We start from the raw sequence: 24,688 nt of genomic DNA, 5'->3' as shown, positions 1-24,688 counted from the left end.
ATGTCGCTGAGCTATCTCCAGACCTCGCTTGATCGGATCGACGCTGCCGCCCGCGATGATGTCATCGAGATCTGCATCAATCCCGATGGCAGCTGCTGGGGCGAATTCCAGGGCGATCACTTCATGAGAAGACTGGACCAGAAGCTGACCGCAACAGAGGTCAAAGATCTCGGCAACCAGATCGCCTCCTCCGCCAACACCACCATGAGCAAGGACCGCCCGATCGTCTCGGTTTCGATCACCTATAAGGGCCGACCGATCCGAGCTCAGGTGATCACACCACCCGCGGTGCTAACGGCCATGTCGATCAGCCTGCGGTTCTTTTCGAGCCTGCCGCTCGAAGGAATCGCGCTGGATTTCCTTTATGGCAAGGAGCGCAAACTCGAAGAAATCCGCCTCGAGAAAACCCACGAACTGCGCGAAGTGGTGGCCGCGGGCGTGATCGACGATGCGCTGGCCTTTTGCGTCGACAACAAGCTTAACATGATCGTCTCGGGCGGCACCTCCACCGGCAAGACGGTCGCTGCGCGGAAGATCCTCTCACATGTGCCGTCTGAGGAACGCATCGTCACCATCGAGGAAGCTGCCGAGCTTCTGCCGACCCAGCCCAATGCCGTGACCCTCATCGCCAATCGCGACGCGGAGTTCCAGACCGCCGATGTTTTGCTCACCGCAACGTTGCGCATGCGCCCGGATCGCATCATCCTCGGCGAGGTGCGCGGCAAGGAGGCCATGACCTTCCTCGAAGCCATCAACACCGGCCATGGCGGCTCCATGACCACGCTGCACGCAGAAACCCCGCAACTCGCCGTGCAGCGGCTCGCGATCGCGGCACTCAAGACCGAAATCCCGATGACCTATGCCGACATGATCCAGTACATCGAGAACTCCATCGATGTGATCATCCAAGCCGGTCGGAATGACGGCAAACGCGGCATCACCGAATTCTACCTCCCCGGCGCAACCGAGATCGGAGCTTCCCAATGAAGACCTTTGAATATGACATCCTCAGCTTCCCCATGACCCGGAAGACCAGCCTTGCCGACATGCAGGACAGCCTAAATGTGAAGGGGGCCGAAGGCTGGGAGGTCGTGTCGATCAGCTCCTCGGAATTCGCCAACGTGGGACACACTGTCTTCCTGAAGCGCGAGACCACACCCGCCAGAGCCACGGCATGAGGCAGGCGGGCTGTATTCTCGTACTGACTGCGCTGGTCCTGGGCCTGACGTCGGCACCCGGCTTCGCTGAGCGCAATCTCGTGCCGACCCTCGAGCGCAGTTTCGACGTCTGTCCAGACCGGCCCGCTGAACCCATTTGGATGCAGGAGATCCCCCTGCGCCAAGCCTATCAGCGCGTGTTGGTTCAAGACATCTACCGAGCCCAAAATCTTGAACGCATCGTAGAGACTGGCAGCTGCGCTTGCGAGATCCGGTTCCCATCTTGGGACGATGCCGAGGGGGCGTTTCGTGAGCGCCACGCCAGTGACGAACGCTGGGAGATGTTGGAAGCTTCCGACTCCTACAACCGGCGCGCCAACGACGTTCGCCTTGCCGCCAAAGCCATCTGCGAAGCCGCTGGCAATTGGTAAGGCAACCCCGTTATGAGCGTCGTCACCTATTTCGTTGAAACCTCCCAGGGCTATCTCGACACCGCCGCAGAAACCCAGTTCGGGTCGGTCGCGGCAACGGTCGGCACGCTTCTCATCCTGGGAACAACGCTCGTGGTGATCCTCGTCTTCCTGAACATGATCTACCAATACAAGGCGATGGACGGCCGCACGGCCTTCTGGCTCGCTGTCAAGATCGGACTGATCGGGATATTCGCGACCAACTGGGTGCAGTTCAACGCGCTTTCCGCCGCTATCCTGGCGGGAATCGACAGCATCGCAGGCTCGTTGGTTGCTTCGGTTGGTGGTGGTACTCCCGGCCCCTCTGGAACTTTCGCCGAAGAGTTTGACCGGCTGATCGCGGAACTCGGCGACTACCTCAATGCAGCCGGATCAGAGCTGAACTGGATGGCAGGTGCCATGCTCGACATTGTCGGGGTGCTGTTACTTTCGATCCTCGGCGGGCTGGCCGCCTTCATACTCGTGGCATCCCGCCTGATGATCGCACTTCTGATCGGGATCGCGCCGGTGATGATATTCTTGACCCTATTCGAAGTGACCAAGGACTACTTCGCGCGATGGCTTTCGGCACTGGTTTCCTTTGCGCTCTACCCCATCGTCGTGGCCGGCGTGTTCGCGACAATCACCGGCGTTTCCTCCGCCCTGATTGGTGAGCTTGGCGACCCAGAAGGGGCCTCAAACATCGGCGCGCTCATTCCGTTTTTCATGATGGTGCTGATGGCCAAGGGGTTCATCATCGCCACGCCCTTCATCGTCCGCGCGATCTCCGGCAACATCATGATGCCCGCCCTCTCCGGTGGCCTAGGCGGCGGCTACAGCTTTGCCCGCGCCGCAATGGGCAGCCAACAGGCGTACAATCGCTACTTGATCGGCGGGGCAAGTGGGGCGGAATATGCCGCCCTAAGAGCGCGGCAGTTCTTCGGGGTACAGCAGATGCCAGTGCGGCAAGGCATGGGACAGACAGGTCAGGCAAGCGGCACTGGGTCACCGGGGGCCGGGTCCCAGATGCTTGCGCAACTGGCTAGGCTTGGAAGGTTGGGGCGACGATGACGGGCTAATGAGAACAACCCTCCAAAAACCGCAATGGTACTGCTGGTGATCTTCTACGGGCGGTTTTCATATCCAAAGCGTTGATTTTAATAGACCAGGATAGCCACCAAAAACGACTGTTTGCGACCTGAAGTTTATTAGAATCTTCTACGCCTTCGATAGCCACGCTGGGTGGGTTCTGCGAACTGAACCACTGGTAGCGGCCTCCCTTCACTAATCAACCTAGCGAACTCCACCTTTGGGAAGTCGAAGAGATAACGGCTTCTGCCTTGTGCGGCTGTCAGCAAGCATAGATTTTCGCCGCCAAAGTCAAATCCGACGATCTTGCCCAATGATCCCCATTCTTTGAGAAGCCGTGTTTCCTCGGAATAAACGGTGTAGATATCAACGCCGTCGAACCGTTCCGGATAGTTTTCTGACAACATACGTTCATATTGGATCAGATCAGTTGGGCGGCGGGTTCCATCGATAATCCAAATTACTTGACCGTAGAAATCTGTGCGCTTTCTTACCTCAGCCGACTTGATAGCAGAGTGCTGGAACTCGATCACAAGGCCATAGGGTGTTTTGATATCCGCAATATGAAGCTCGCCAGTTTCATCGCGAGCTAGCACCTCTTGCCAGTCGGTAAGAAACCGGTTCTTCCAGTCGCGATGCCACTCGGTTTCGTTTTCCCACCAATGATCACAATGACGGCGGCCTTTGTGCGCCCAATGCCAGGCCTTCTTGGTCCCGCATCGAGCTAGCATGGCGGCATCGCAGCCTGGGCAGTTGCCCAAGGCACCAGGCGTCGCCTCAACTCGTTGACCATTCAAAAGTGCAAAACGCATTCCGACTACGCCTAGTTCAAATCTGACTTTACGTTCTGGTACAACGTCACCAATTCTGCCATGCCCATGTCTAAGATTGGCTCATACATAAAGGAATTGAGATGTATATTCGCTGGCGTGATCAGATTAACGCGGCGTAGAAGGCCTATTTCTTCGGCTTCATTATTGAACAAATCTTTGAATTTTTGAAAAATCTTCCCCGTCTGTTTATTCGAAACATCAAATTCTTCCTGCGCAGAACGGATCTTCGCGACCATGTATCGCTCGGCTCGCATTCTGATCGCGATTGACAGAGCGATCTTGTGCTCAAGATTGATGCCATCGGCAACTTTTTCACACTCATCGGCCGTGGCGAAAAGATGCTCAATAATTGGCTGCGTCAGATCAACATCAGGGAAAGTACACCCGCTCAAATGGCGTTCGAATACGGCCTTGTAGTCCTCGATGGTGAGGGCTTCAGTTTCATCTTTGAAGTGGAGCATCCTGGTAAGCTGAAGGTAGTCAGCATTAGGATTCCCATCGGCATCTTTTGGGCCAAGCGTGTACTCGATCAAATTACGTAAGAACGGGATATAAGCAATTAGAACGGACGGTTCCGCCAACCTGGCCTGCCACTTTCGAAACGGACTCTGGATGTCCGTCCGCTCGAATGGCTCAAACTTGATCCCATCATCAGATCGAAACGCCAGCCGACACTGATGTGCTGGACAGATATCTCTGCTTGAAACTGTTCGAAGGAAATCAAAGTTGTGAGTCAGGACGATGGCAAGGAAATTGGTGTCTTCGACCTTGGTTACATCCTCCAAGAAGTCGATGATCGCGAACTTGTTCTTGTAGTCAAACGAGTCAGAAATGTCGTCAAAGACAAAGAGGGTCTTGGTGCGGTTCTTCCATCGCACGAATACCTCATACATAATATCAAGTATGTACAGCGCGCGGCTTTCACCTGTGCTTAGCGCTCGGAGCAGTTCTTGCTTTTCGGATGAAGCATAACGCCTCTCTTCACCTGCATCTTTGATGATAAAAGCAATCGAAGGAGCACTTCCTTTGAGGATCGCATCGGCCTTGTTCTCAACGGAAAGTTCAAATGGCAGGTAGAGAAAGCGACGATTGAAATCTGCCACTACAGCATCCCAATCACCTCTGCTGCTGTCCGCGTCTGCGATGATTTCAGCGAGAGCACTTTGACCAGTTCGATACTCGGATACCAGCGCTTTGTACTCATCAAGTGCAGCCCGAAGATATTGCATCCAAAGGTCACGTTTCAGGCCTTTCGGTTCGTTTAGCATAGGCAGAAGGTGTTTATTATCTGTGATATAGTCTCGGAAAGCCTGCAGCTCCTTATTTTTGAGCTTTGAATTGAATGTGTCGAATTTCTTCGCCACCGCCTCATCGTTCAAGACGCGAAGCTTCTCCTCTTCGATGCGCTCGCGAAGAGATTGGTCCGAGGAAACTTCTTCCTTCTGATCCGTGTTTTCATCCGCCAAGCTGATGCTGTGTCCAGCGTTAAAAAAGTTGTTCGCTTCGAGCTGCTGCTGAACCTGGGCGACATTATGATACCGAAAATCCCTTCGAAGGATTGGCGATTGTTCGGTTATCTCGCCATACTTTTGCGCAAAGTCCTCGACCGCAGCCGCCACATCTTCGCTGGCAAGGAATTGCTGAACTTTTGGGTCGTACAGGATTCTGTAGTCGGCTTTGCCGAGGTCCGATTGATGAAGTTCGTCGAGCTCGTCCTCAATCGCAGAAAGTGCCTCATAATAGCTACCGCCAAACACATCCTCGATAATCGGGTCTAAGTTCTCCCGTGATCTTTCTCCAAATCCCGCAGCGTTCCTGAGAGCTTTGTCCAAAGCCTTTTTTGCTTCGCCAATCGACTGATGGATTCTTTCGTACTTCGTTCTGAGTTCGGCGTTCGCAAGAAGAGTGGACACCTGACTTGAAGAGAATTTGTCATCGTAGGATTTAACGACGAAAATTTCCTCTTTCTTAATGGCTTCGCCATTCAGGGTGATCTCACAAGTAGGTTCGCGATCCGGGAAGTGCAGGTCCTTCGGCGAATTGCCTTCCGATAGGTCCATCATTGTCTTCGCAAACGATGTTTTCATAACACCGTTCGGAGCGTAGATCGCGTAGCCTTTGTGCTTAAACTCCAGCTCTACCTCAAGTTTTCCAATTCCATAACAATATCTTAAACTTATGTTCAGCTTATCGGCCACGACATTCTCCAAATGATCTCTGCGCCCCCAAAGGTCATTGCATTTGGCACTAGCGGTTCAGAGCATGCAAGGAAACAACCTCTGCTTCCCATCGCTCATGCCTGAATGATCCTTTCAACCAACGTTGGAAGAATATGAGGGACAAGCTTCGAACTGGCTGCATCCAACTCCAAGAGCGGCTTCGAAAGGTACGGATGAAACTTCTCCGACATGAAGTTCCCTGCTCCCGCGAACAGATCGACAGGTTCGCCAGATCGAATATGCGTTAGTACTGTTTGAAGATCGGGGGTTTCGTCCCCTGCCTCCACCAGCAGGAACCCGTCATGCTGCTCGACTGAAAACCCCTCACTTCTCAGTGCTAGCGCGAGGGTTGATGTCTTCACCGTACCGACCCGCGTCGTAATGACTGATGTATGCTCGCCGATGGTGTGTATGTTATTGGCCCTAAACCCCAGCTGTTCATAGTGAGCACGCGCTTCCTCGAGCATCATCAAAGAGACTGTATCCATGTAAGCTGGGCTAGAATTCCCCTCGAGCACGGCGAACATTCGGTCGATCACTTTGTCATGAATGTCCCCCGCATCGCCGCCGAAGACCGGAGGCACACCAGCCTTCGCGGGTTTGACGACGATGACCTTTTCACGATCATGGATTTCTTGAACCACCCAACGCCGCCCAGAAAAAATCAGCAGCATCCCGGGAGCAAGTACATTGTTGATTGGCAGGGTTCCAAGATCCCGCCCCTCTGCAACCAAACGGAATTCCTCAGGTGTCTGAAACACCGCGTAGAAGCTGTAATGCTCAACCAGCTTCTCGCCTGATGGACCCAAAAGTAACAGCCCGCTGCCGGCCTGTTCGATCAAGCCGGTTTCTGGGTGGCCGATTGCACGCAACGCATCTGCGAAGACTTCGGTTGTGACATTCCGAAAGGGTCCTTCGCGGCAGAGCACATTGTAGACCACGCTTGCAGACACGCCGCCGCGCTGCGCTATGACTGACAGTATCTGATGGACGAGCGTTGAGAGATGAAGCGCCTGCGGTTTTGGCGGTTCGCACCAGCCTTCCAGCAGCAGCTCTATCATCGCGATGGACCTGATTAGGCCGAGGCGAAGACGATCCACGAAACTGCTCTCCGAAGTCAACTTGGCTTCGACAGCGTACTGCCTCAGAATGGCCGGTTGTCCTTCACGCCGGCCTGACCGGCCAAGCCGTTGTCGCAACGCCGCGACGCTGAATGGCGCACCGATTTGAGCCACGCAGGTCACGTCACCGATGTCGATTCCAAGCTCAAGCGTCGACGTGCAAACGGCGGTCGTCGGTTTCGCAGGGTCCTTCAAGCGCCGCTCAACGAAGTCACGGTGTTCTCGGGAGAGGCTCGCGTGGTGGGGATAGAATTCCTGTGGCAGGTGCTCCCGTTCGCAAAGCTCCCGCAATCGATCCGCATAAATCTCGACCCGTTGTCGTGCTCCAGCGAAGACCAGGTTGTCGCTGCCTCGAAGATGCTTGAACAGATGGGCTGCAATTGCGTCCGTTGCGGACGGGCTGTTTTCATCTTCATCGCCTGAGAGGTAGCCGCGAAGCTGAAGCCTCAATTCAGCCTCGCTGCCAACTGCTTCGATCAACTCGACAGCGTTTGCGGCGTCAGGGCGAAGATAGGCCTTGGCGAGGTCCATGTCGCCCAGCGTAGCTGACAAACCTATCCGACGGATTGGGCGCTTTATCGCGAGCTCGAGCCTTGTGAGCAGTGAACGAAGCTGGACACCGCGTTCGCTATCCAGAACCGTGTGCAGTTCGTCGATCACGACCGCCCGCGTGGCCCCAAACAGGCGGGCAATTTCCAAACCGCGACGAATGAAAAGCGCCTCAAGGGACTCTGGGGTTATAAGCAGGATCCCTTTTGGAGATTTCAACGCTCGCGTCTTGATCGATTGCGAGACATCCCCGTGCCAGGGAACAACCGGAAGCTCTGATTCCTGGCAGATGCCCTCCAGCCGCATGGCTTGATCCGTGATCAAAGCTTTCAGCGGGCCAATGTAGAGCAGGTCGAAGCCGGCGCCGTCAAAGGGCTCGTCAAGCACCTGTGAAATCAACGGCAGGAACGCCGCCTCAGTCTTTCCGCCCGCCGTGGAAGCCGCAACGATCAAATCGGCATTGGTTTCACATATCTTCCGGATGGATCGCGCCTGGATATCGCGAAGTTCGCGCCATCCTTTCTGGCGTATCCATTTCTGCACAGGCCTGGCCAGTTTGTCGAACGCACTGCTCATCAGCGTCAGAACTTGAAGCTGATCAGATCATCGTCACCGGGGTCTTGGGCACCAGTCGACTCGTCTACCTCGGTCATGTCTTCGCCGAGGTCTTTGGAGACTTCGATCTTTTCGATCAGATCGCTCCACTCGACACCGGGGTTTTGCTCGAGCACGGAAAGCAGGTTCACGAAGGCCGTCACCGTATTGCGCGGGGTGCGGAAGTAAGCTTCACCGATCCGGTCCGAGCAATGCGCCATGAAGGCCTCGAGCGCGTCGTCCGGCAGAGCACTGGCATCGTCCTGCATGATCCGCCGGACATTGGCCAGAAGTACGAAAAGGTCTTCAGGGGTCAGGCTGGCGAGCCGGACAACGGGTCCTGAAAGGTCGACCAATCCGTCGCGCGCGAAGGTGTTTTCGGCCAAACGCGATTGGAGGGCTTCGTAACTGTATAGCCCTCGACGGGTGTTCATCAGAAACTCCGGGGTCCCACCCATAAGGAAACCGAGGTTCTCGGCACTGCCTTGCAGCACATCATTCAGGATCCGGAGGATCTGTTCGTAGTTTGCATTGCGTGCCTGCGACGAGGTGAGCTTGTAGAGGTTCACCATCTCGTCGAGGCCGACGAGCAAGCCTTTGTAACCGGCCTCGCACACAAATGCCGACATAAGCTTCAGATGGTCATAGACACTGGCGTCGTCGATGATCGTTCGCACACCAAGCGCCTTGCGCGCGTCGGTGCGTGTCGCGAACTCGCCGCGCAGCCATCTCAGGGCTGCGGATTTCAACTCGTCGTCGCCGGTCTCATGGCCTTCCCAATATCGACGGATGACTTCGGCGAACTCAAACCCTCCTGTAAGTTCTTCAAAGTGGCCAAGGCGTTCACGAATGACGGTCCCAGTGGGCAAATCCCGTTCTTCAGCATCTCGGTGAGCTTGGCTGACAAACCGTTCCACCACGCTGGCCAATGCCCCGCCATCGGGCTTTGTCCGCGTCGAGAGGTTTCGGGCCATCTCCGCATAAAGCCCCCGAGCTTGTCCGCCGGTCGCGTGAATGCGGCGATCCGGCGCCAGATCCGCGAACATCACAACCAGGCCTTTCTCCAAGGCCACGAGGCGGATCAGGTTTATGAAGAACGTCTTGCCCGATCCGTATTCCCCGATGATGAACCGGATCGCCGATCCGCCATCGGATATCCGGTCCATGTCCTTGACGAGCTCTTCAATCTCTCGGACGCGGCCAACCTGAATATGGCGCAAACCGAGCTTTGGCACGACCCCGGCCCGAAGCGCCTGTACGATTGCATCGCGTTCACGTGGTTTCAACTTAGACATCCCTGCCCTCCGCACTCATCTTTTCTTTTACCGCCTCCGCAATCTCCGGAGACACGTCATATCCATCATACTCGTCGAGAAGCGCTTCATCGTAGGTCTCAAAAGCCCATTCATTCACGACTTCCAGTGCCCCGGACGCCATCAAGCCATGCGAGGCGCAGATCGTCTCGAACTCCGTGTCAGACCAATGCTCACGATTAACTAGTTCGAGGACAATGGCGCCGTGTTTCGAGTCAAGCCCCGCCAGCTGGCTTTGGCTGGCGGGCCCGGACGCACCACTTTCTTCCTCTTCGACGTCGAAAATCTGCCCAAGGACAGACGACACGCGCTCAGTGTCCGAACGGATTGCTGCGATCCGCGACGCGTCGAGTTTGGGTCCGCTGGCTTTTTCAAGCTCGGGTATCGCTTCGCCCGGGCGACCTGGTTGCGACGCACGAACAGTGCAGGGACCATCCGAAACTTCGCCAGCATGCAGGTCCGAGTAGGCCAGCGCAGGATCAAGGCCCAAAGCTTTATAGATCTTCTCGATGCTTGCGACTTCGTCGGAGTGAATGATGCCATCGGCATGTGCTGCACCAACCAGCGCTGCCCGCATGGCGGCCTGGTTGTCTTGGCCCACCTCCTTCAGTTTCCGCCGCAGAAGTGCCATGTCCGGTGGCACAGCCAGGAACCATTCAAGGTTTGCACGAAGCCTGCGGCGTTCCTGATCGCTGAGGGTCGCGGAAGAAACCTGATTTTCCAACGCCCTACGTTCAGGCTCCGCGATGCGACCATCCGCGTGGGCGACGAACGACCCAAGTGCCAATTCGATCAAAGCGCTTCGATAGCTGTCGGAAACTTCCTCCAGTCTTTCGATGGGTTCACCCAGACTAAAAAGCACAACAGGCTCCTCCGCCTTGGGCGACCGGAGCGCAAACCGAGGGTCGGGCGCCAGACCGAAACCGAGGCGCGCGAGCGCGTCGGCCGCTCCTGTCATTTGCCGTTTCCCGATCTTCTCGTTCGTTTCTCCCTCCAGCCGTCCGATCACCTCTTCAAGCGGCACCAATCCCCCCCGATCGACGATATCGATTGCCCATGATTTCAAGCGGTCCATTTCCTCTGATGGGAAAGCATCCCAAAGTTCAGAGGGCAGCAAGGCATGCGCTTCCACACTTCCGCGACCGTCAGGGTTTCGGCCCAGGAAGCGACTGAGCTTGTCGAGGTCGTTCATCACCTCGTCAGCCAACTCTTGGGCAATCTCGACCGGTTTGCGCAGGCCGGAAATATCGGGGACCGGCTTGCCGCCGACGGTTGGGTTGGCGGACCCCTGAAACTCGCTGGAGGCGGCCCGATAGGATGCAGTGAGTGATTTCCGTGGTTTTGTCACTTTGAGTCCATCAGGAAAACGCCGATCAAACCGCATACGGAACAGCGCGACGAACTCGTCACGGCACCGCGTCGCGGGAGTTCTCAGATTTGTTTCCGGATGGCAGATGAACCAACTCAGCAACCAGTCAGCTGTCAGGTTCTCGCCTTTGTCGATACGAGCTCCGATTGCGTATTTGAGTGAGAACGGAAGTTCCCAGCCCTGCTTCTCGAAAATCGGCTCGATAGCGTCGAGGTCGGTTTCGGCGAGCATCGCGATGTCGAGGAACTCACCCAAATACCGCCTGACGGAATGGTTATCAGGGTAAAGTGACTGCAGCCGTCGAACTTCCTGGACGATATCCTTTGCATCTTCGTTCGACTGATCGACGAAGAAGCGACGCTCCAGCCCGTAGAAGTACAAGAACATGTAGCCGGGGTTATAGGAAGCGTCGCTTCGCCCACTTGCCAACCACTCCAAATAGGTTGCCCGACACTGGGGTGAGATATCCGAGTATCCGGGCCAATACGGCATGCCATCGCCAGCCTTGTCCCTGCCCGAGCGCGCGACCGACAGGGACGGATCGATATAGGCTCGGCATTTGTCACGATACCCGTAGGAGTTCAGCAAGGGAGGCGTGCCAACATAGACCATCCCGCCGATGTTGAGACCGGCGACGCTAGCCGTTTCGCTAGAAGGGACCCACCCGCTTTTCGATGATCGGGCCGATGAGCTCGATGCCACTCGCGAGGGCTGGTTTCGTTCTGCGGCCGCTGCAAGTGCCGGCGCCGCAGACTTTCCAGCGCGAACGATCTCAGCGTAGTCCTGCTTCGGAGGGGAATAGGCTTGAGTCACAGCCGATCCCGTGGAAACATTGGCTTCGCGAGTTCGTTCGCGTTCACGCTCGACACGTTTTTCATACGCATTTGGAGGCGCTACCAGCGCTAAATTCGGTTTTGTTGTTTCCGAACTCTTTGCGCCGCCATTTGTAGCGGCAATTTTTCTAGATCGCCGCCTTTCTTGCCACCAAACCAAAAAGATGGGCGCTCCCAATGCAAAAAGAACTTGGCTGCCGTCCGACCAAGACTGCAATCCAAGTGTAACAATTACCAAAGCAGCAAAGAAATAAATCGCTAAAAAAAATGTAACTCGAAAAACCTTCCATACAAAACTCATCAATAAAATCTCCAAACTGGCCAGTTCGATCTCAAGAGAACGGCGCCCACATCTCAACCTCTAGGCAATTTTTCTCTGCTAGAACAATCGGATCCCCAGTGGGGGTGCACATTTCAGCAGTTTTCGAAGAGGTCAGGCGTGTTCGTGTCACGCACTCGGCTCAAACCTTCGCCAACATGCAAACATGGGTGCTTTATCCTATACAATCCCTTCGCGCCCTCAAAATGAGCGCTGCCACCATTGGGCATACGGACCGTGACCACGTCTGCACCGCATATGGGGCACTGATGCCGGAAACTGCGCTGGCGCTTTGCCTTCGAAGAAGACTGTAAGACCCAGCTTTCTCGAACGTCGGTAGTGCCACCATTTGGCAAGCGCCGCGAATGAGCTCGCCGTCGAAACCAACGAAGATCCATCAGACCACCCCCCTTTCCTCTATACTACTCCCAGACATCCCTTTTCTGACATAGAAGCCGTTTGGGATCGCCTCCTGGACGAGCGGTACATGCGAAATCAGACCCACCGCACGGTTCTGTCGGACGATGGAGTTGAGGACCTGTAGGACCTGGTCGAGCGTGCCGGACCCGTTTTCGGTGTCGAGGCTTCCAAACCCTTCGTCGATAAAAATCGTGTCGAGCCGGACTTTGCCACTCGCCGCTTCGACCACGTCGGCAAGACCCAGTGCTAGAGCGAGTGCCGCAATGAACGTCTCGCCGCCTGAGAGTGTGCTTGTAGCGCGTGATTTCCCAGTGTGCGCGTCAAACACCTGTGTTCCAAGGCCTCGCTTGCCTCGCCCTCCGTTCTCCATCTCACGCTCGAGACTATACTGGTAGTTTGTCATCGGACCGAAGCGTAGGTTTGCAGCTTCCAGAATCTGATCGAACATCGCGCCTATTGCGAATGTCTCCAGGGTCAGTCTTTGCGAGTTCTGCCCGTTCACCAGCGCAGCTAGTCCGCGCAGCGGGCCTGATGCCGCTTCGGCTTCGTCAAGCTTGCGCAACGTCTCTTCAATCCCCTTTCTAAGCCGATCCAAATGATCGACACGGGTCTGGGCGGCGATGCGTTCTTCGGTCACCCTGCCGAGTGCCTCAGCATGGGTCTGGTGCGTTTCCCGCAGCGCTTCGATGTCAGGCCGGGACATGCCTTCAATCGCAGAGGTAGCATCTGTGACTGCATCAGACGCACTCTTGTGCTCACGCCGGTAGGTCTCGACCGTTTCTCTATCTTCATTAAGAGTTTCGATGGCTGGCTTGAGAGACTGAAAGGCCTCTGCTGTGAGGCCAGCTTCAGCCAGTCTCGTCCGGAAAACCCCCGCCGCCTTTTGATGGCGCGTCTTGCAGCCCGCGAGCGCCTTGTCCGCGCTTTCGAGATCCTTGACTGCGCCGAGTGCCTTTTCGCGCGCGGAGTTCAGCGCTTTTTCTGCTGCGGTCCGCGCCGCCTGAAGTGACGCCAGCGACCCAGTCACATTCTTAAGTGTGGCCGCGAGCACCGTCACATCGCGCAGGTCCTCCGGCACCTCGGCAAGCTTGCCATCGCGGGCCGCCTTGGCCTCGGTTGCCTTGTTCCGCCGCTCATCAAAGCGATCACGCAACTCATCGCTTTTCCGCTCCAGTTCCTCGACCTGCTGTCCCAGTTCCTCAATCCCGGCCTCCGCGGCAAGAATGTCGACCCGGGGACCAAGCGCTGCGAGTGCTGCGTCCTCCCGACCGATCTGCGCCGCGATGACGGCTGCAAGCTCCTCCGGCGGTTCAAGGGTGGACAAACGTTTCTTTCGGTCCTCCATGGTTGCACGCAGCCCAGCCAGCGCCTCATTGGCCTTCCGAGCTTCGCGATCGGCGGCCAGCCATGCTTCTCGTGACTCTCGGAAAGCCTTATCCAGGCCGGCACTGCCGATTTCGCCCGTCGCAGGAGCGGGATGCTCGGTCGCGCCGCAGACCGGACATGGCAACCCTGCTTCCAGTCTCGTCGCAAGGTGCAGCGCCTGTGCGGCCGCGAGATTTCTTTCGGCTGTCTCAAAACTCTCTCGTGCCTTCTCGGCCCTTCCTGACGCAGCTTCCGACTTCCGAAGCTGTTCTTCGACAGCGGCCTGAGCCGTCGCAACATCCTGTAAGGCGCCCTCATAGGACTTGGCTGCCAGATGCCGTTGGTCGAGTTCTGCGCGACGACCCGCGATCTCGGCGCGCTTCGTCTCGGCCTCACGCGCGACTTTCAACTCGGCGTTTTTCGAGATGCGCTTCTCCTGGAGTTTAGTCAGTTGTGCCTTTGCCGCCTGAAAAGCGTTGTCGGCGTCAAGCTGCTCTTTCAGCGCGGTCTCGACTGCCTGATTGCTTTCGGCTGCTGCCTCAAGGATTCGACCATACCTCTCCAGCTCATCGCTTCTCCGGCGCAGGGTTTCGACCTCATCGGCACGGTCTTCCTCACGCCGGAGCGCATCTGCCGCCTTTTCTACTTGTTTCGCGCCAATTTCGGCGCCCTTGTCTGCCTCTTCGCGCTTGGTCTCGGCTTCACTAACCTCGCGTTCGGCATCCCTCACACGTTCCTCGACATCGATCAGACCCCGCGCGCGCTCGGCTTGTCGGACCTGCTCGGCAAGCGCCTCGATATCGTCCTTCCGCGCCTCAAGTGCGCGAAGCCGTTCCCTCATCTTTTCGGCCGCCGCGAACTTTTCCTCAATGGCCTCCGCCTGGCGCAGCGCCTTCTCGGCACCTTCCGCCGTCGCCTTTTTGGTTTCTTCGATCACGCGTAGCTCTGCGCATTTCCCAGTTGCGGCTTCGATGCCCGAAATCAGTGCATCAGTGCTTTCGAACCCTTCTGCCGCGAGTTGCCTGATGCAGAGCGCACGTTCCTCTCGCACCTGCCGTTCAGCCTCATCGGCTTCTGACTTGAGATCGGCCATGAGCTTCTCGTATAGCGAGACATCGAAGAGTTCTCGCAGGATTTCAAGGCGCTCTTTCGTCTTGGCCGAAAGGAACTTCTCGAAGCGCCCTTGAGGCAGGAGGACGATCTGGCGAAATTGCTCGGAGCCATATCCAAGCATCTCGACGACGGCCGCGTCGACGTCGCGCACCTTCTTCTCTGCCACGATCTTGCCCCGCGCCGCGTCTGTAATGTCATCTAACGACATTCCGGTCGCATCAAACAGGTAAGCTTCGTGTGCGCTCCGCGTCTCGCCTTCACCGCGTGCCTTGGGTCGCATCTGGTCGGGTCGGCGAAGCACAACATATCGCCGCTCACCAATTTCGAACACGAACTCCGCCTCGGTCATTTTATCCGGATCGGCGTGATCCGAGCGCACCGAAGGAGCGTCTTGCTCTGCCTTCGCCGCTTCTCCAAAGAGCGCAAAGGTCATCGCGCTGAAGATGGTCGATTTACCTGATCCTGTTTGTCCGTAGATGCCGAAAAGACCCGCCTCGACGGCATCCCGAAAGTCGATAACCACCCGACCTGGATAGGGACCGAACGCCTGAAGTGTTAGCCGAACCGGTCTCATTGGACATCCTCCGTCTCACGCAGGCGACCGAGTGCCGACGCTACGACCTCCAGTTCCTTCTCTGAGAATCCTTCGTCCCGCACGTGTTCAACGAAGTCGCCAATGACTTCGACAGGGTTCGCGACCGCCAGGGCACGTCCCGTTAAGGACTTTACTTCTGGCGCCTGTTCATCCCGCTCGTAGATAAGTTCACAGGCGTTCGGGAACACGTCGCGGATGCGCTTCATTCCATCGATCACAGGCGCATCATCGGTAAGCACGGCTTTGATAAAATCGTCAGATCGATCTGCGAGGAGAAGTTCTGCGTGACGTCCCTTCAAGACGCGCACTTGGCGAATGGGTGTGAAAGGAATGCTCTCAATCGTGGTTTGCCCGACTGCATCGATCTCGACGAGGCTCATCGACTTCTGGCAGTCAGATTCATCAAACCCGAAAGCTAATGGCGATCCCGAGTACCGGATATGAGGGGCACCAACCGATTGCGGCCGGTGCAGATGCCCGAGCGCCACATAGTGAGCGCCTTCGAACACGGATGAACTGACCGTCTCGACGCCCCCCACTCGAGTGAGAGGCCGCTCACTTTCGCTGCTCGAAGCCCCGGCTACAAAAGCATGCGAAACGACGACCCATCGCGCGCCATCGGGAATGTTACGCCGACTGCAAGCCACCTGAGCCGCGAGAACGTCCTCGGGGGTGTAGAGAGCTTCATCGGCGAAGCATTCGCGGGCGGCATACTCATAAGCGAAGGGCAACCCTGTGAACGCCACCGGTCCGTGTGCATCACTGAGGACCAGAGGTTTCTCGTCCGCACTGATTGCACCACGTATTAAAGCGCGTCGTGTGTCTGTCATAATCGCCATGGATGCGATTCGATCACCAGAGTCGTGATTGCCGGCGATCATCACTACGGCCGCGTCGGTCTCCGAGGCGACGCGCGCCAAGAACCCATTAAACTGCCGCACAGCAGACGTTGGCGGGGCAGCCCGGTCAAAAATATCTCCTGCAATCACAAGAACATCGACGCCGCGGGAGGTGATCGCCAAAACGATCTGGTCGAGAATTGCTGCATGATCAGCATCGAGAGGAATCCCGTTGAACTGACGTCCGAGATGGAGGTCGGCAGTGTGAAGAATCCTCATGACAATAGTCCATATATTTTTTATTCGTATAATTTCTAGATGGACATGCAGGCGAGAGTCAAGGTAGGGATGCGCACATGAAGCTCGACGACCTCAAACATGCGCAGAGAGAGCGCTTGATCTTTCTGGACCGCTGCCTGACCTGGCGGGGCATGGCAAACCGCAAGGACCTGATCGACCGCTTCGGCATTTCGACAGCGCAGGCAGCGCTGGACTTCCGTGTCTATCTCGGTCTCGAGCACAGTACACCGCCAACCTATGATCCAGTTCGAAAGACATACATAGCTGCGAGTGAGCACGAGTCTTTAGCGCCTTCCGGCCTGACCGAAGCCTTCGCTATCCTGACGAGCTGTGATGAAAGCACGCCATCTTCCGCGCTGCCACGACCGGAACGCAAGGCAGATCGGAGGACCATCGCGCTGCTTCACCAGGCAATCCGATTGGGGAAAACCATCCACATACGATACACATCAATGTCGTCCGGTGCCGACGAAGGGCAGTGGATCGCACCGACCCGCTTCACGTCTGACGGTGAAAGCGTGCACGTGCGTGCCCACAGCTTCAAGCACGGTGAATATCGGAACTACCTCCCGATCCGTATCGATCCTGACAGCTCTTTCGAGGAGAAAATCATAGACAAGCCTCTGCCGGAGGATGTGGATTGGAACACTCGGGCAATCATCTGGCTGCGACCAAAGACAGGACTTTCAGAAGAGCAAGCAAAGGTGGTCAGACGTGAATTCGGCTTTGAAGGCGAATGGCTTCGTGTCGAAACCAGAAAAGCTCTGGAATTCTTTTTTGATCGTCGATGGGGGTTGGATACCGTAGGCGCACGGCTTGAGCGCGCGAAAACAAACTACGAACCCATATGAATAACTAAATCCCTTCTCGTACGCCGTTCTTGCTCCGCTCCATAGTTGCCTCCAACATATCGAGACCATCGACAGCAGAGCGCATCTGCGCCTCACCCACCGCGCTCGCTGCCTCGGCATCCGTGACTGGACCCCCAAAATCCAACTCCATCTGTCGTTGTTCCTCTGCGACAACGGCTTGAACGACAGGCGCAGTCTTCTTTGGGGCGACATGGGTTTGCTCTGACGATTGGCCATCAGCAGCCTGGCGTCCGGCCACCACATCGGCCTCGGATCCGCTTGACCCGTCCGGTGGCGGAGTCATCGGCATGGCGCGCATACTCAGCGGCAGCGTGCCCTGCGGCCCCCCTCCCCCCGGCTCCGGAAACGGCAACTCCCCCGTCTGAGCCGCGTGGATAGCCTTGAACAGGCGGTCATCGAAGTACTGGATCCGTTTTGCGCGGACCGGCATTTGGGCATCGATCACCATGACGATCTCGTCGAGCGGCAGGCGGCGCGCCTCGTCTTCAGGCAACAAGGAGCTTTCTTCGGTCCGTGTGGACTGGCTGCGGCCCTCGAAGGGGTTCTTGCCGATGGATTGCGACCGCGTGACGACCGTCTTCGTGGTCTTGCCGACCGCCTTGCTCAGCTCCTCAACGGTCTTCTCATCCGCGGGCGTCAGGTAAAGCTTCACGCCAGCGTTGCCCTGCAGGGCACGGCGGGTGTTTTCGCCGTAGATTTCATCGAGAGCGGGGATGGTTTGGGTGACCACGGCCAAATGGCCGCGATAAGTTCGCAGGGTCTCGATGCTCTCGACCACGATGGGCATTTTGCCCAAACGATTGAACTCATCGAGCATGATCATCACCGGCCACGGCTCATCCGGCCCGGGGTCCTTCTCCTGCATGGCGGAGAGAAGGTCCGAGAAGAAGAGACGGATCAACGGCGCGAGGGGTTTCACCATCAGTGGCTGGACCACGAGATAGACCGAGAAGGGCTTCTTGCGGATCGTCCGGAAATCAAAATCCGACACCGCCGTCGCCTCGTCGATGGCCGGGTTTTGCCATTGATCGAGCCCCGAGGTCATCAGGAGCGAAACGTAGGAGGTCAGGGTGTCGTTGTTGGTCGAAGCGAGCCGCGCGAAGATCAGCTTGGCGGCCCTGTTGTCGACCTCGTGGCCGCGGGCGAAATACTCCTTCTGCTTGTTCCCGCCAGACGCGGCGATGCGGTAGATTTCGCCCAAGGTCGGGCGCTTGCGCTGGAAGGCCAGCAGGCCCGCCGCCACGAAGAGATCGATCCCGCCCTTGAGGAGGCCCTGCACACGGTCATTGTCGCTTTGTAGGAAGAGCGTCGCGAGAAGCTGCAATTCCATCTGCTGGCGTGCTGGATCTTTCAGTTCGGAGATGCGCAGGAGCGGGTTGTAGCGATGCGTGCGCTTGCCCTCCCAATCGGTGGGGGCAAAGCGATAGACCTTGTCGCCCTGGGCTGCGCGGTGCCGGGCCGTGGCCTCGAAACACTCGCCCTTCACATCGAGGGTGACGGCGGAGCCCTGCCAGGTCAGCAGGTTCGGAATGACAAAACCCGTGGTTTTGCCTCGGCCCGTGGGGGCTACGATCAGCGCATGGGGGAAGACTTTCGAGCAGATGTATTTCGCGCGGGATTTTGGATTACCGAGCTTGCCGAGGATGAACCCGGTCCCCGGCGCCCCGAAGAAGCCATTGGCCTTCATCTCGCGGGAGGTCTGCCAATGGGTCTGACCAAACCGTGTCAGGGCGGATCCCGACAGGGCGAGGCTCAGCATCAGGCCGGCGGCGGCAAAGCTGCCGATGATCAGATGGATGAGCTGCGCATCCTCCGGGCGGCGGTCCAGGATCGCCAGATAGTTCTGCGCGATATATGCAAAGTCGATCTCGGCCCCGAAGCCGAGATCCTGGTAGGTCAGCACCGCCGAGGCGATGGTATAGCCCATGGCGCCGGTCACAAGCGTGACGAGAAACACACCGGCCGCGATCCGCGCCTTTCCCATGGACGCGTTCAATGGACCTGACCCCGCTCGATCTCGCCATCCACGTCTGTCGCGCGGTGTTTTTCATATTCGATGTCGGCGAGATCATCGACCACCTGGCGCAAGGCCTCTGTATTGGCCGTCGCTGCATCCGATTGCAGGTAGACCTTGGCGACATAGAGCCGGTCGAGGCGGTCCTCGAGAACCTTGTCCAGCGCATCGGCATCGCCGGATGTGAGCCGGCCCAATTGGCGGTCGTCCAGCACCCGCGCGACCTCCTGGCGGAAAGCGTCCCGCTCCGCCTCGGTCTCGAAGGGCGCGGACAACTCCCCGGCCCGCTCATGGTCCAGGACACGCGCAATCTCCTCTGCAAGACGGTCGGCACGTTCATCAGACCGCATCGCCGCTTCATCGCGGGCTGCGAGGATGTCGTCGCGCGTGGCAACCCCAAGCCCCTCGCGCAATTCGGTTTCGCGGCGGACCTGATTGATGGCCTCCGTGTCGCGTATCTCGACGACGGCGGCATAGGTCGCGCCGAGCCCACGGGCGAGGTGGGAGGGCATGTCCGGATAGCGCGCGCGCAAGTCATCCGTAGCTGCATCTGCAACGGGCGTGCGGATGTCGCGTCCCTCCATGATCCGGTCGACCTCGCGGGTGATCTCGCTGGCGCGGGCCGCATCGGTGATGGTCTCCCTGTAGGGCTCAGACCGGTCGATCACATCGGTTGGGCGTGCGAGCAGCTCCGGGTGCGCCTCGAGATACGTGCGCTGCTCCGTCTCGATCCGGCGCTCCGCCCGTGAGACAACCTCCCAGTCCCGGTCCTCGATCTGCTGCGCAGTCAGGCCGTCTACGCGCATCTCCTGTCGGATTGTCCCTTCCATCGCCCGGACCGCGCCCTCGTGATAGTGGAACCGCTCGCTGACCGCTTCTGCTTCCACGACGCCATCCCGGCGCAGCACGTTCTCGCGCTCCAACAGCGTACCAAGCTCGACATGCACATCGTTGAGAATGGCTCGCGCCTGTTCCAGATCGGCGCGGCGTTCGAGGTTCAGATCGCGCGTCTCGGCCACTTTGGAGAGATCATTGGCGATCCATTGATGCTCGAGCGCGGCGCTCGAGGCCCCAGTCTCGATCCGGGCCACCACTTCCGATGTGCTGATCCCGGTGCCCCGTAGTGCTACGTCAATGCGCGATCTCAGGTCGAGCTCGGCCAGTCGCTCGCGCTGGCTGGCGTCAATATTGGCCTCGGAATAGATCCCGCCTTCCGAGGGGGTCTCTGACAGCGTGGATGATCGCAAACCGAGAGGCTGCATGTGCTGGACCTGCGTCTGGATCTCGATGAGGCGTTTTTCCAGCACGGGGCGTTCCGCGTCAGGCTTCTCGGCGATCATGCCCTGCACCCGCGCGAGCTTCTCGGCATAGAGGCTTCTCAGATCCTCGAAACTTTGATCCTCGGTCATATACACATCTCCTGTTCGGTCCACCTGCCCGCCGCGCGCCAGCACCTCGCCCGCGCGAAAGAGCGCAGCGGCGATGTCTTCCCGGGCCTCCCGGGAAGCCTCCGCGGCAAGCGAGTGGTAGACAGTTCTGGTGTTTGCGATCTCCGCCAGCGTCCGCATCAGGTCGGTGCCCACCCGTTCACGCTCGCGGGGCGCGCGCCCCTCTTCCTTGGCAGCGTAGACCTCACTTGTGCGGGCTGGGTAATGTACAACCCCGCGATCCACCCGGCGCGTGGCTTCCAGGCGCACGCCATACTTTTCCGCCTCCTCGACCATGGCGAGGCGGAAGTCATCATAGTTGAAGCGGTGGTTGCGCCCCAGATAGAAGAACTCGCCTTCCTGCGAGCGGCGGTTGAGCACCAGATGCGCATGCGGGTGATCGCGGTCCTCATGCACTGCGATGATGTAGTCGAAATGCCCCGCGTCGGTCTGGAAGAACCGCTCTGCCACGTCCGTCGAGATGTCGCGCACATCCTCGCCGCGCGTGCCAACTGGGAAGGACATGAGCATATGGGTGGTCTGGCCCAGCTTGGGCTTGAAGCCCGCGTCCCACCGCTTGGCAAAGCGCTCGGTGAGGTCCTTGATGTCCTTCGCTTCGAGCTTCGCCTTGCCATCGAGGAACCCGCTACTGTCCACGATATGGGTAGACTTGGTGGTGAGGTAATCGAGCTGGTTCATCAGCTGCGATTTGGTATGCGTGCCCCCACCCCGGATCGCCTTGAAGACCGCTGGCCGATGCCCTGCTGCCGCGCGCACAAGCTGGCTCTGCTTGGCGACATGCAGCCCCTGCATCGAGCCTCGGATTCGGCTCCAGCCATCCCGGAAGACCTCGCCCGTGACGGTATGGACGGCATCATTCAGCCGCATGGGCAAACTCCCTCAGCGCGGCTGTGGCCTCCAGCTGCATCGCGTCGCGACGACGGCGCAGGAGCAGATCGATCTCGTCAGCAGAATCCAGGATGAACCGCGCCAGCCCGCGCATCTGCGCAAGGCGCAATTCGGTGAACTCCGAGCCGGCCCCCTGCCCCTGCCGATTGGCCTGCGTCATCTGCTTGGCGATCTGCGCGACCCCATTACCGACCTCGTGCAGAGAGGCTCTGTAGCGCGCCATTTCGGCTGCCATCTGCGAATCCGGAACGAACACCCCGCCGGCCGCCTGAATGAGCCGCCGCAGCCCCTCGGCACGGCTCTCGATCCCGGCGGCGGCCAGCACCGCGTCGAGCGCCTCAAGCTCCGCAGCCGTGACCTTCACACTGACCGCCGAGACCGGGATCGCGGCATCCATCTGACGCTCGGCATCGGCTTTCAGGACGTAGCGCACGGCTCGCGATGTGACCTCGAAACGCTCCGCCAACACAGTTGTGGACACACCCTCCGCAGCCTCGCGAACGATCTGCATCTTCTCCATCTCTGTCAGGCGTTTTGTTCGGGACATGCGGAAGAAAGACCCCCTATTTCCTGCCACCTTCCACCAAAGCTGACCCCACCTTACGATAATATACCACTCTGTCAATTATATACTTACGTCGCATTCAGGCTCAGGCAGCCTTGGTGTCCGCTTCGCGCCGCGGCCCGCAGGGACGCGGCTCTGCCACCCTCACCATCGGGCGACCCACCTGTCCAATGGGTCCCCTTCCCCAGCACCGCCCGAGGGTCTGGCCGAACACGCACGTGTTCGGACGGAACCGCGGGCGGGCGCAAACCCCACCGACAGGGCGGACAGGCAGGGTCAAGGAGGGCCAGATTTGGCTCCGCCAAATCTCTGCCGCAAAAACCGGGAGGCCCTGGCCTGCCTGTTTTTGTGGATGGCCCCCTTGAGGCTGACTGGCCGGTCTGTCGCGGCCGGATCATTCCGAGCGGCGATCGTCCGTTGCGCGCGCAGCGACCGGCACCAAGAGGAGGTCACCTCGGGCGAACCGACCGCCGGACACGGCATCCCTGGAACAGGGATCGGGCCGCCCCAAGATCGTCCTGGGGCGGCCCATCCTCGCCAGAGGATTTAGTCCTGGGGATCTTTCGCGCTCGGTGGGAACATCACCAGCTCCGAGACCGCGACCGGGAAGTCGAGCTTGAGGCTGAAGAACTCCGAGCCGTCCCCGTTGCGGGTGTTGCGGAACATCGCGCCCACGCGCTGAAAACGGGTGCGCTCCTGGCCATCGGTGTCGGTGAACTTGACGGGGACGGTGGCGACGTAGTGGTTGGTCATTTGGGTTACTCCTTGTTGCGATGGGGATCACCCGGCACGGGGGCAAGAGGACCGATCGCAAGCGCAAATGCGGAGGGTCCGCGGCCCCGCCGTGGAAACCGTATTTGTGCTTGCCGCAGTGTGAGCTGAGGGCACGAACGGGCCGACCCCGTGCGATCCACATCCATGAGCAAAAAGGAGTGATCCGGATGACCCTTGCCATAACGCCGACGCCACCATCCGCGTTCGCGTCCCGCCGATCCTGGCCGGGGTGCTGAAGGAGCCCGCCCGCGTGGATGCTATGTTCCGAAACACCCTCCGAGGGACGTGCAGGTCTTCAGCCTCATGTGTGACGTCTCGACCCCTCGGCCTTGCGCTGCTTACGATATGCGAGGTGCGCACCATCCCCAGCCCGTACCGATGCGGATGGGCCGAACTCTGACGGGCTGGGTATAGCGATGACGGTGCTGCACGCCGCGGACTGCCGATCAAGTGTGACCGATCGCACGCGCCATGAGACATGACGAAAGGGCCGCCCGAAGGCGACCCTCTCAATTCACTTCTCCGCAGACCTCTTCGCCGGGTCAGCAACCCGCATGACCGTCAGGCCTTTTGCCTCCGCCTTCTGCCCGAGGTTCAGCGCGACTCCGTTGCCGCCGAAGAGTACAACCCCCGTCGCCGCCAACTTGTCGTCCAGCATCTCGTCGTTGCACTTGAACGGTGCCGCCCGCCCATGCGCGGACCAGCGCGGATCGAAGCGCGCTTGCGCGACCCCGCGTGCTCGGGCCCACCGAGCCGCGATCATCTCCGCCCCGTGCTTGCCACCCTTGTGGCAGAGGAAGATCTCCTGGTTGCGGTTCTGCTTGATCCGTTCGCGAACCTTGTCGAGCGTGTTGAAGATCACATCGACATCGGTCCAGTCGGTTGCGCCCGAGACGATCAGGGGCACCCCCTCGACTTTCGACTTCTCGGCGGTTTCCCGGTCGTGCTGCTCCAGCAGCTGCCGGGCCTCGAAGACCGCCCCGGTCTCTTGCGCCCGGACGCTTGCGCGCGACCCGGCTGCCGGGATGAAGGCGTGGCCCGTCTCGACCTCGTAGCATTCCGCCGCCGCCTCGCTCATCACCTCGATCGCGCCGACGATCTCGCGCAGCTTCAGAAAGCGTGCCTGCGCTTCTTCGAGCGCGGTCTCGGCGATCTCCGATCCGTCGTGGGATTTTGCCAGCGCGCCGATCTTGTCGGCGGTGCGGTCGACCTCCTTGCCAAGCGCCACCTTGCGGCGCTGCAGGATCGTGGCGAGCCCATGGGCCAGCGGTTCGATTTCTGCCTCAAGGCCGGTCCCGCGCAGCTCACCGAGCAATACCTCGAAGCTCTCGCGGATAATGCGGTCGGTCAGGATGTGATCTTCCGGGATCGGCAGCTGTGCGTCCTTCTCAGTCAGTCCGAAAAGCTCGATGGTCTCGTAGGTGTTTGCGGTGTCGTAAGCCATGTCTGGTCTCCAGTATTCGGTTGAGGAGCCGCCACGTGAGTGTGGGGGCATGGCCGAATGCCTGGTTTCCGAATCTGCCCGGGTCAGGGACGGCGCAGCCGCCGGCTTGCCGGGCGCAAAAGTTTTCTGCGCGCAGCACCGGACACATGCGCGCCCTCACACACGGGACCATCCCGCGCCACATGCCCCGCCCTCGCCGAAAAGTT

General features: G+C 58.7%; 17 protein-coding genes. 5 read left to right on the top strand and 12 right to left on the bottom strand.

Annotated elements, in window-relative coordinates; all coding sequences use genetic code 11:
* From ACOHWE_RS17585 to ACOHWE_RS17570, 4 genes are read left to right on the top strand one after another with little or no spacing between them, the layout of a single operon-like run.
* Nucleotides 1-987, top strand: a complete 987-nt coding sequence (locus ACOHWE_RS17585) for an ATPase, T2SS/T4P/T4SS family (protein WP_420668039.1) — start codon at nt 1-3, stop codon at nt 985-987.
* Nucleotides 984-1,178 carry a hypothetical protein gene (locus ACOHWE_RS17580; protein ID WP_072702183.1) on the top strand — a complete coding sequence of 65 codons (195 nt, stop codon included), beginning with the start codon at nt 984-986 and terminating at the stop codon, nt 1,176-1,178. Before ACOHWE_RS17585 ends, ACOHWE_RS17580 begins: the two co-directional genes overlap by 4 nt.
* A complete protein-coding gene (locus ACOHWE_RS17575) occupies nt 1,175-1,588 on the top strand; it encodes a hypothetical protein (protein ID WP_420668038.1) in 414 nt (137 codons plus the stop codon). The genes ACOHWE_RS17580 and ACOHWE_RS17575 overlap by 4 nt, the downstream gene beginning before the upstream one ends.
* Before the next feature lie 12 nt (nt 1,589-1,600).
* Entirely contained in the window at nt 1,601-2,677 is a 1,077-nt protein-coding gene (locus ACOHWE_RS17570; RefSeq protein WP_420668037.1) for a TrbL/VirB6 family protein, read from the top strand.
* A 137-nt stretch (nt 2,678-2,814) separates the two neighbouring features.
* Here the strand turns inward: ACOHWE_RS17570 and ACOHWE_RS17565 are convergent, their stop codons facing one another.
* The 7 genes from ACOHWE_RS17565 to ACOHWE_RS17535 all read right to left on the bottom strand — a co-directional run bounded on the left by ACOHWE_RS17565 (nt 2,815) and on the right by ACOHWE_RS17535 (nt 16,456).
* A complete protein-coding gene (locus ACOHWE_RS17565) occupies nt 2,815-3,507 on the bottom strand; it encodes a competence protein CoiA (protein WP_420668036.1) in 693 nt (230 codons plus the stop codon).
* An 11-nt stretch (nt 3,508-3,518) separates the two neighbouring features.
* Nucleotides 3,519-5,726 (bottom strand): hypothetical protein, encoded by a 2,208-nt coding sequence (locus tag ACOHWE_RS17560; protein WP_420668035.1) that lies wholly within the window; start codon nt 5,724-5,726, stop codon nt 3,519-3,521.
* A gap of 95 nt (nt 5,727-5,821) precedes the next feature.
* The gene (locus tag ACOHWE_RS17555; RefSeq protein WP_420668034.1) at nt 5,822-7,993 is read right to left on the bottom strand and encodes a DEAD/DEAH box helicase; all 2,172 of its coding nucleotides are present in this window, start codon (nt 7,991-7,993) and stop codon (nt 5,822-5,824) included.
* A 5-nt stretch (nt 7,994-7,998) separates the two neighbouring features.
* Complete coding sequence (locus ACOHWE_RS17550) at nt 7,999-9,306, bottom strand: ATP-binding protein (protein ID WP_420668033.1); 1,308 nt, start codon at nt 9,304-9,306, stop codon at nt 7,999-8,001.
* A complete protein-coding gene (locus ACOHWE_RS17545) occupies nt 9,299-11,827 on the bottom strand; it encodes a TerB N-terminal domain-containing protein (RefSeq protein ID WP_420668032.1) in 2,529 nt (842 codons plus the stop codon). Before ACOHWE_RS17545 ends, ACOHWE_RS17550 begins: the two co-directional genes overlap by 8 nt.
* Before the next feature lie 415 nt (nt 11,828-12,242).
* Nucleotides 12,243-15,317 (bottom strand): AAA family ATPase, encoded by a 3,075-nt coding sequence (locus ACOHWE_RS17540; RefSeq protein ID WP_420668031.1) that lies wholly within the window; start codon nt 15,315-15,317, stop codon nt 12,243-12,245.
* On the bottom strand, nt 15,314-16,456 hold the full coding sequence (locus ACOHWE_RS17535) for an exonuclease SbcCD subunit D (RefSeq protein ID WP_420668030.1): 1,143 nt from the start codon (nt 16,454-16,456) through the stop codon (nt 15,314-15,316). Before ACOHWE_RS17535 ends, ACOHWE_RS17540 begins: the two co-directional genes overlap by 4 nt.
* 77 nt (nt 16,457-16,533) lie before the next feature.
* Here ACOHWE_RS17535 and ACOHWE_RS17530 point away from each other — a divergent pair, with 77 nt between their 5' ends.
* On the top strand, nt 16,534-17,328 hold the full coding sequence (locus ACOHWE_RS17530; protein ID WP_420668029.1) for a BrxR family transcriptional regulator: 795 nt from the start codon (nt 16,534-16,536) through the stop codon (nt 17,326-17,328).
* Between the two features lie 4 nt (nt 17,329-17,332).
* Here ACOHWE_RS17530 and ACOHWE_RS17525 read toward each other — a convergent pair whose 3' ends face one another.
* From ACOHWE_RS17525 to ACOHWE_RS17505, 5 genes are all read right to left on the bottom strand, one after another.
* Complete coding sequence (locus tag ACOHWE_RS17525; RefSeq protein WP_420668028.1) at nt 17,333-19,333, bottom strand: type IV secretory system conjugative DNA transfer family protein; 2,001 nt, start codon at nt 19,331-19,333, stop codon at nt 17,333-17,335.
* Between the two features lie 8 nt (nt 19,334-19,341).
* Nucleotides 19,342-21,678, bottom strand: a complete 2,337-nt coding sequence (locus ACOHWE_RS17520) for a relaxase/mobilization nuclease domain-containing protein (RefSeq protein WP_420668027.1) — start codon at nt 21,676-21,678, stop codon at nt 19,342-19,344.
* Nucleotides 21,665-22,246: a transposase gene (locus ACOHWE_RS17515; RefSeq protein ID WP_420668026.1), complete on the bottom strand. Its 582-nt coding sequence runs from the start codon at nt 22,244-22,246 to the stop codon at nt 21,665-21,667. The genes ACOHWE_RS17520 and ACOHWE_RS17515 overlap by 14 nt, the downstream gene beginning before the upstream one ends.
* A gap of 564 nt (nt 22,247-22,810) precedes the next feature.
* The gene (locus ACOHWE_RS17510; protein ID WP_007120662.1) at nt 22,811-23,017 is read right to left on the bottom strand and encodes a hypothetical protein; all 207 of its coding nucleotides are present in this window, start codon (nt 23,015-23,017) and stop codon (nt 22,811-22,813) included.
* Between the two features lie 535 nt (nt 23,018-23,552).
* On the bottom strand, nt 23,553-24,482 hold the full coding sequence (locus tag ACOHWE_RS17505) for a DUF2493 domain-containing protein (RefSeq protein ID WP_420668025.1): 930 nt from the start codon (nt 24,480-24,482) through the stop codon (nt 23,553-23,555).
* Nucleotides 24,483-24,688: the final 206 nt, after the last annotated feature.

Origin of the sequence: Cribrihabitans neustonicus (assembly GCF_048820895.1) — a bacterium.
Classification (GTDB): domain Bacteria; phylum Pseudomonadota; class Alphaproteobacteria; order Rhodobacterales; family Rhodobacteraceae; genus Cribrihabitans_A; species Cribrihabitans_A neustonicus.
The sequence above is the reverse complement of the archived record's forward strand: the minus strand, read 5'-3'. Positions and strand labels throughout refer to the sequence as shown.

Excerpts from the sequence above, each read along its gene's own strand:
- ACOHWE_RS17585 (WP_420668039.1), top strand. The coding sequence starts at position 1 with ATGTCGCTGAGCTATCTCCAGACCTCGCTTGATCGGATCGACGCTGCC.
- ACOHWE_RS17580 (WP_072702183.1), top strand. The coding sequence starts at position 984 with ATGAAGACCTTTGAATATGACATCCTCAGCTTCCCCATGACCCGGAAG.
- ACOHWE_RS17575 (WP_420668038.1), top strand. The coding sequence starts at position 1,175 with ATGAGGCAGGCGGGCTGTATTCTCGTACTGACTGCGCTGGTCCTGGGC.
- ACOHWE_RS17570 (WP_420668037.1), top strand. The coding sequence starts at position 1,601 with ATGAGCGTCGTCACCTATTTCGTTGAAACCTCCCAGGGCTATCTCGAC.
- ACOHWE_RS17565 (WP_420668036.1), bottom strand. The coding sequence starts at position 3,507 with ATGCGTTTTGCACTTTTGAATGGTCAACGAGTTGAGGCGACGCCTGGT.
- ACOHWE_RS17555 (WP_420668034.1), bottom strand. The coding sequence starts at position 7,993 with ATGAGCAGTGCGTTCGACAAACTGGCCAGGCCTGTGCAGAAATGGATA.
- ACOHWE_RS17550 (WP_420668033.1), bottom strand. The coding sequence starts at position 9,306 with ATGTCTAAGTTGAAACCACGTGAACGCGATGCAATCGTACAGGCGCTT.
- ACOHWE_RS17545 (WP_420668032.1), bottom strand. The coding sequence starts at position 11,827 with ATGAGTTTTGTATGGAAGGTTTTTCGAGTTACATTTTTTTTAGCGATT.
- ACOHWE_RS17540 (WP_420668031.1), bottom strand. The coding sequence starts at position 15,317 with ATGAGACCGGTTCGGCTAACACTTCAGGCGTTCGGTCCCTATCCAGGT.
- ACOHWE_RS17535 (WP_420668030.1), bottom strand. The coding sequence starts at position 16,456 with ATGAGGATTCTTCACACTGCCGACCTCCATCTCGGACGTCAGTTCAAC.
- ACOHWE_RS17530 (WP_420668029.1), top strand. The coding sequence starts at position 16,534 with ATGAAGCTCGACGACCTCAAACATGCGCAGAGAGAGCGCTTGATCTTT.
- ACOHWE_RS17525 (WP_420668028.1), bottom strand. The coding sequence starts at position 19,333 with ATGGGAAAGGCGCGGATCGCGGCCGGTGTGTTTCTCGTCACGCTTGTG.
- ACOHWE_RS17520 (WP_420668027.1), bottom strand. The coding sequence starts at position 21,678 with ATGCGGCTGAATGATGCCGTCCATACCGTCACGGGCGAGGTCTTCCGG.
- ACOHWE_RS17515 (WP_420668026.1), bottom strand. The coding sequence starts at position 22,246 with ATGTCCCGAACAAAACGCCTGACAGAGATGGAGAAGATGCAGATCGTT.
- ACOHWE_RS17510 (WP_007120662.1), bottom strand. The coding sequence starts at position 23,017 with ATGACCAACCACTACGTCGCCACCGTCCCCGTCAAGTTCACCGACACC.
- ACOHWE_RS17505 (WP_420668025.1), bottom strand. The coding sequence starts at position 24,482 with ATGGCTTACGACACCGCAAACACCTACGAGACCATCGAGCTTTTCGGA.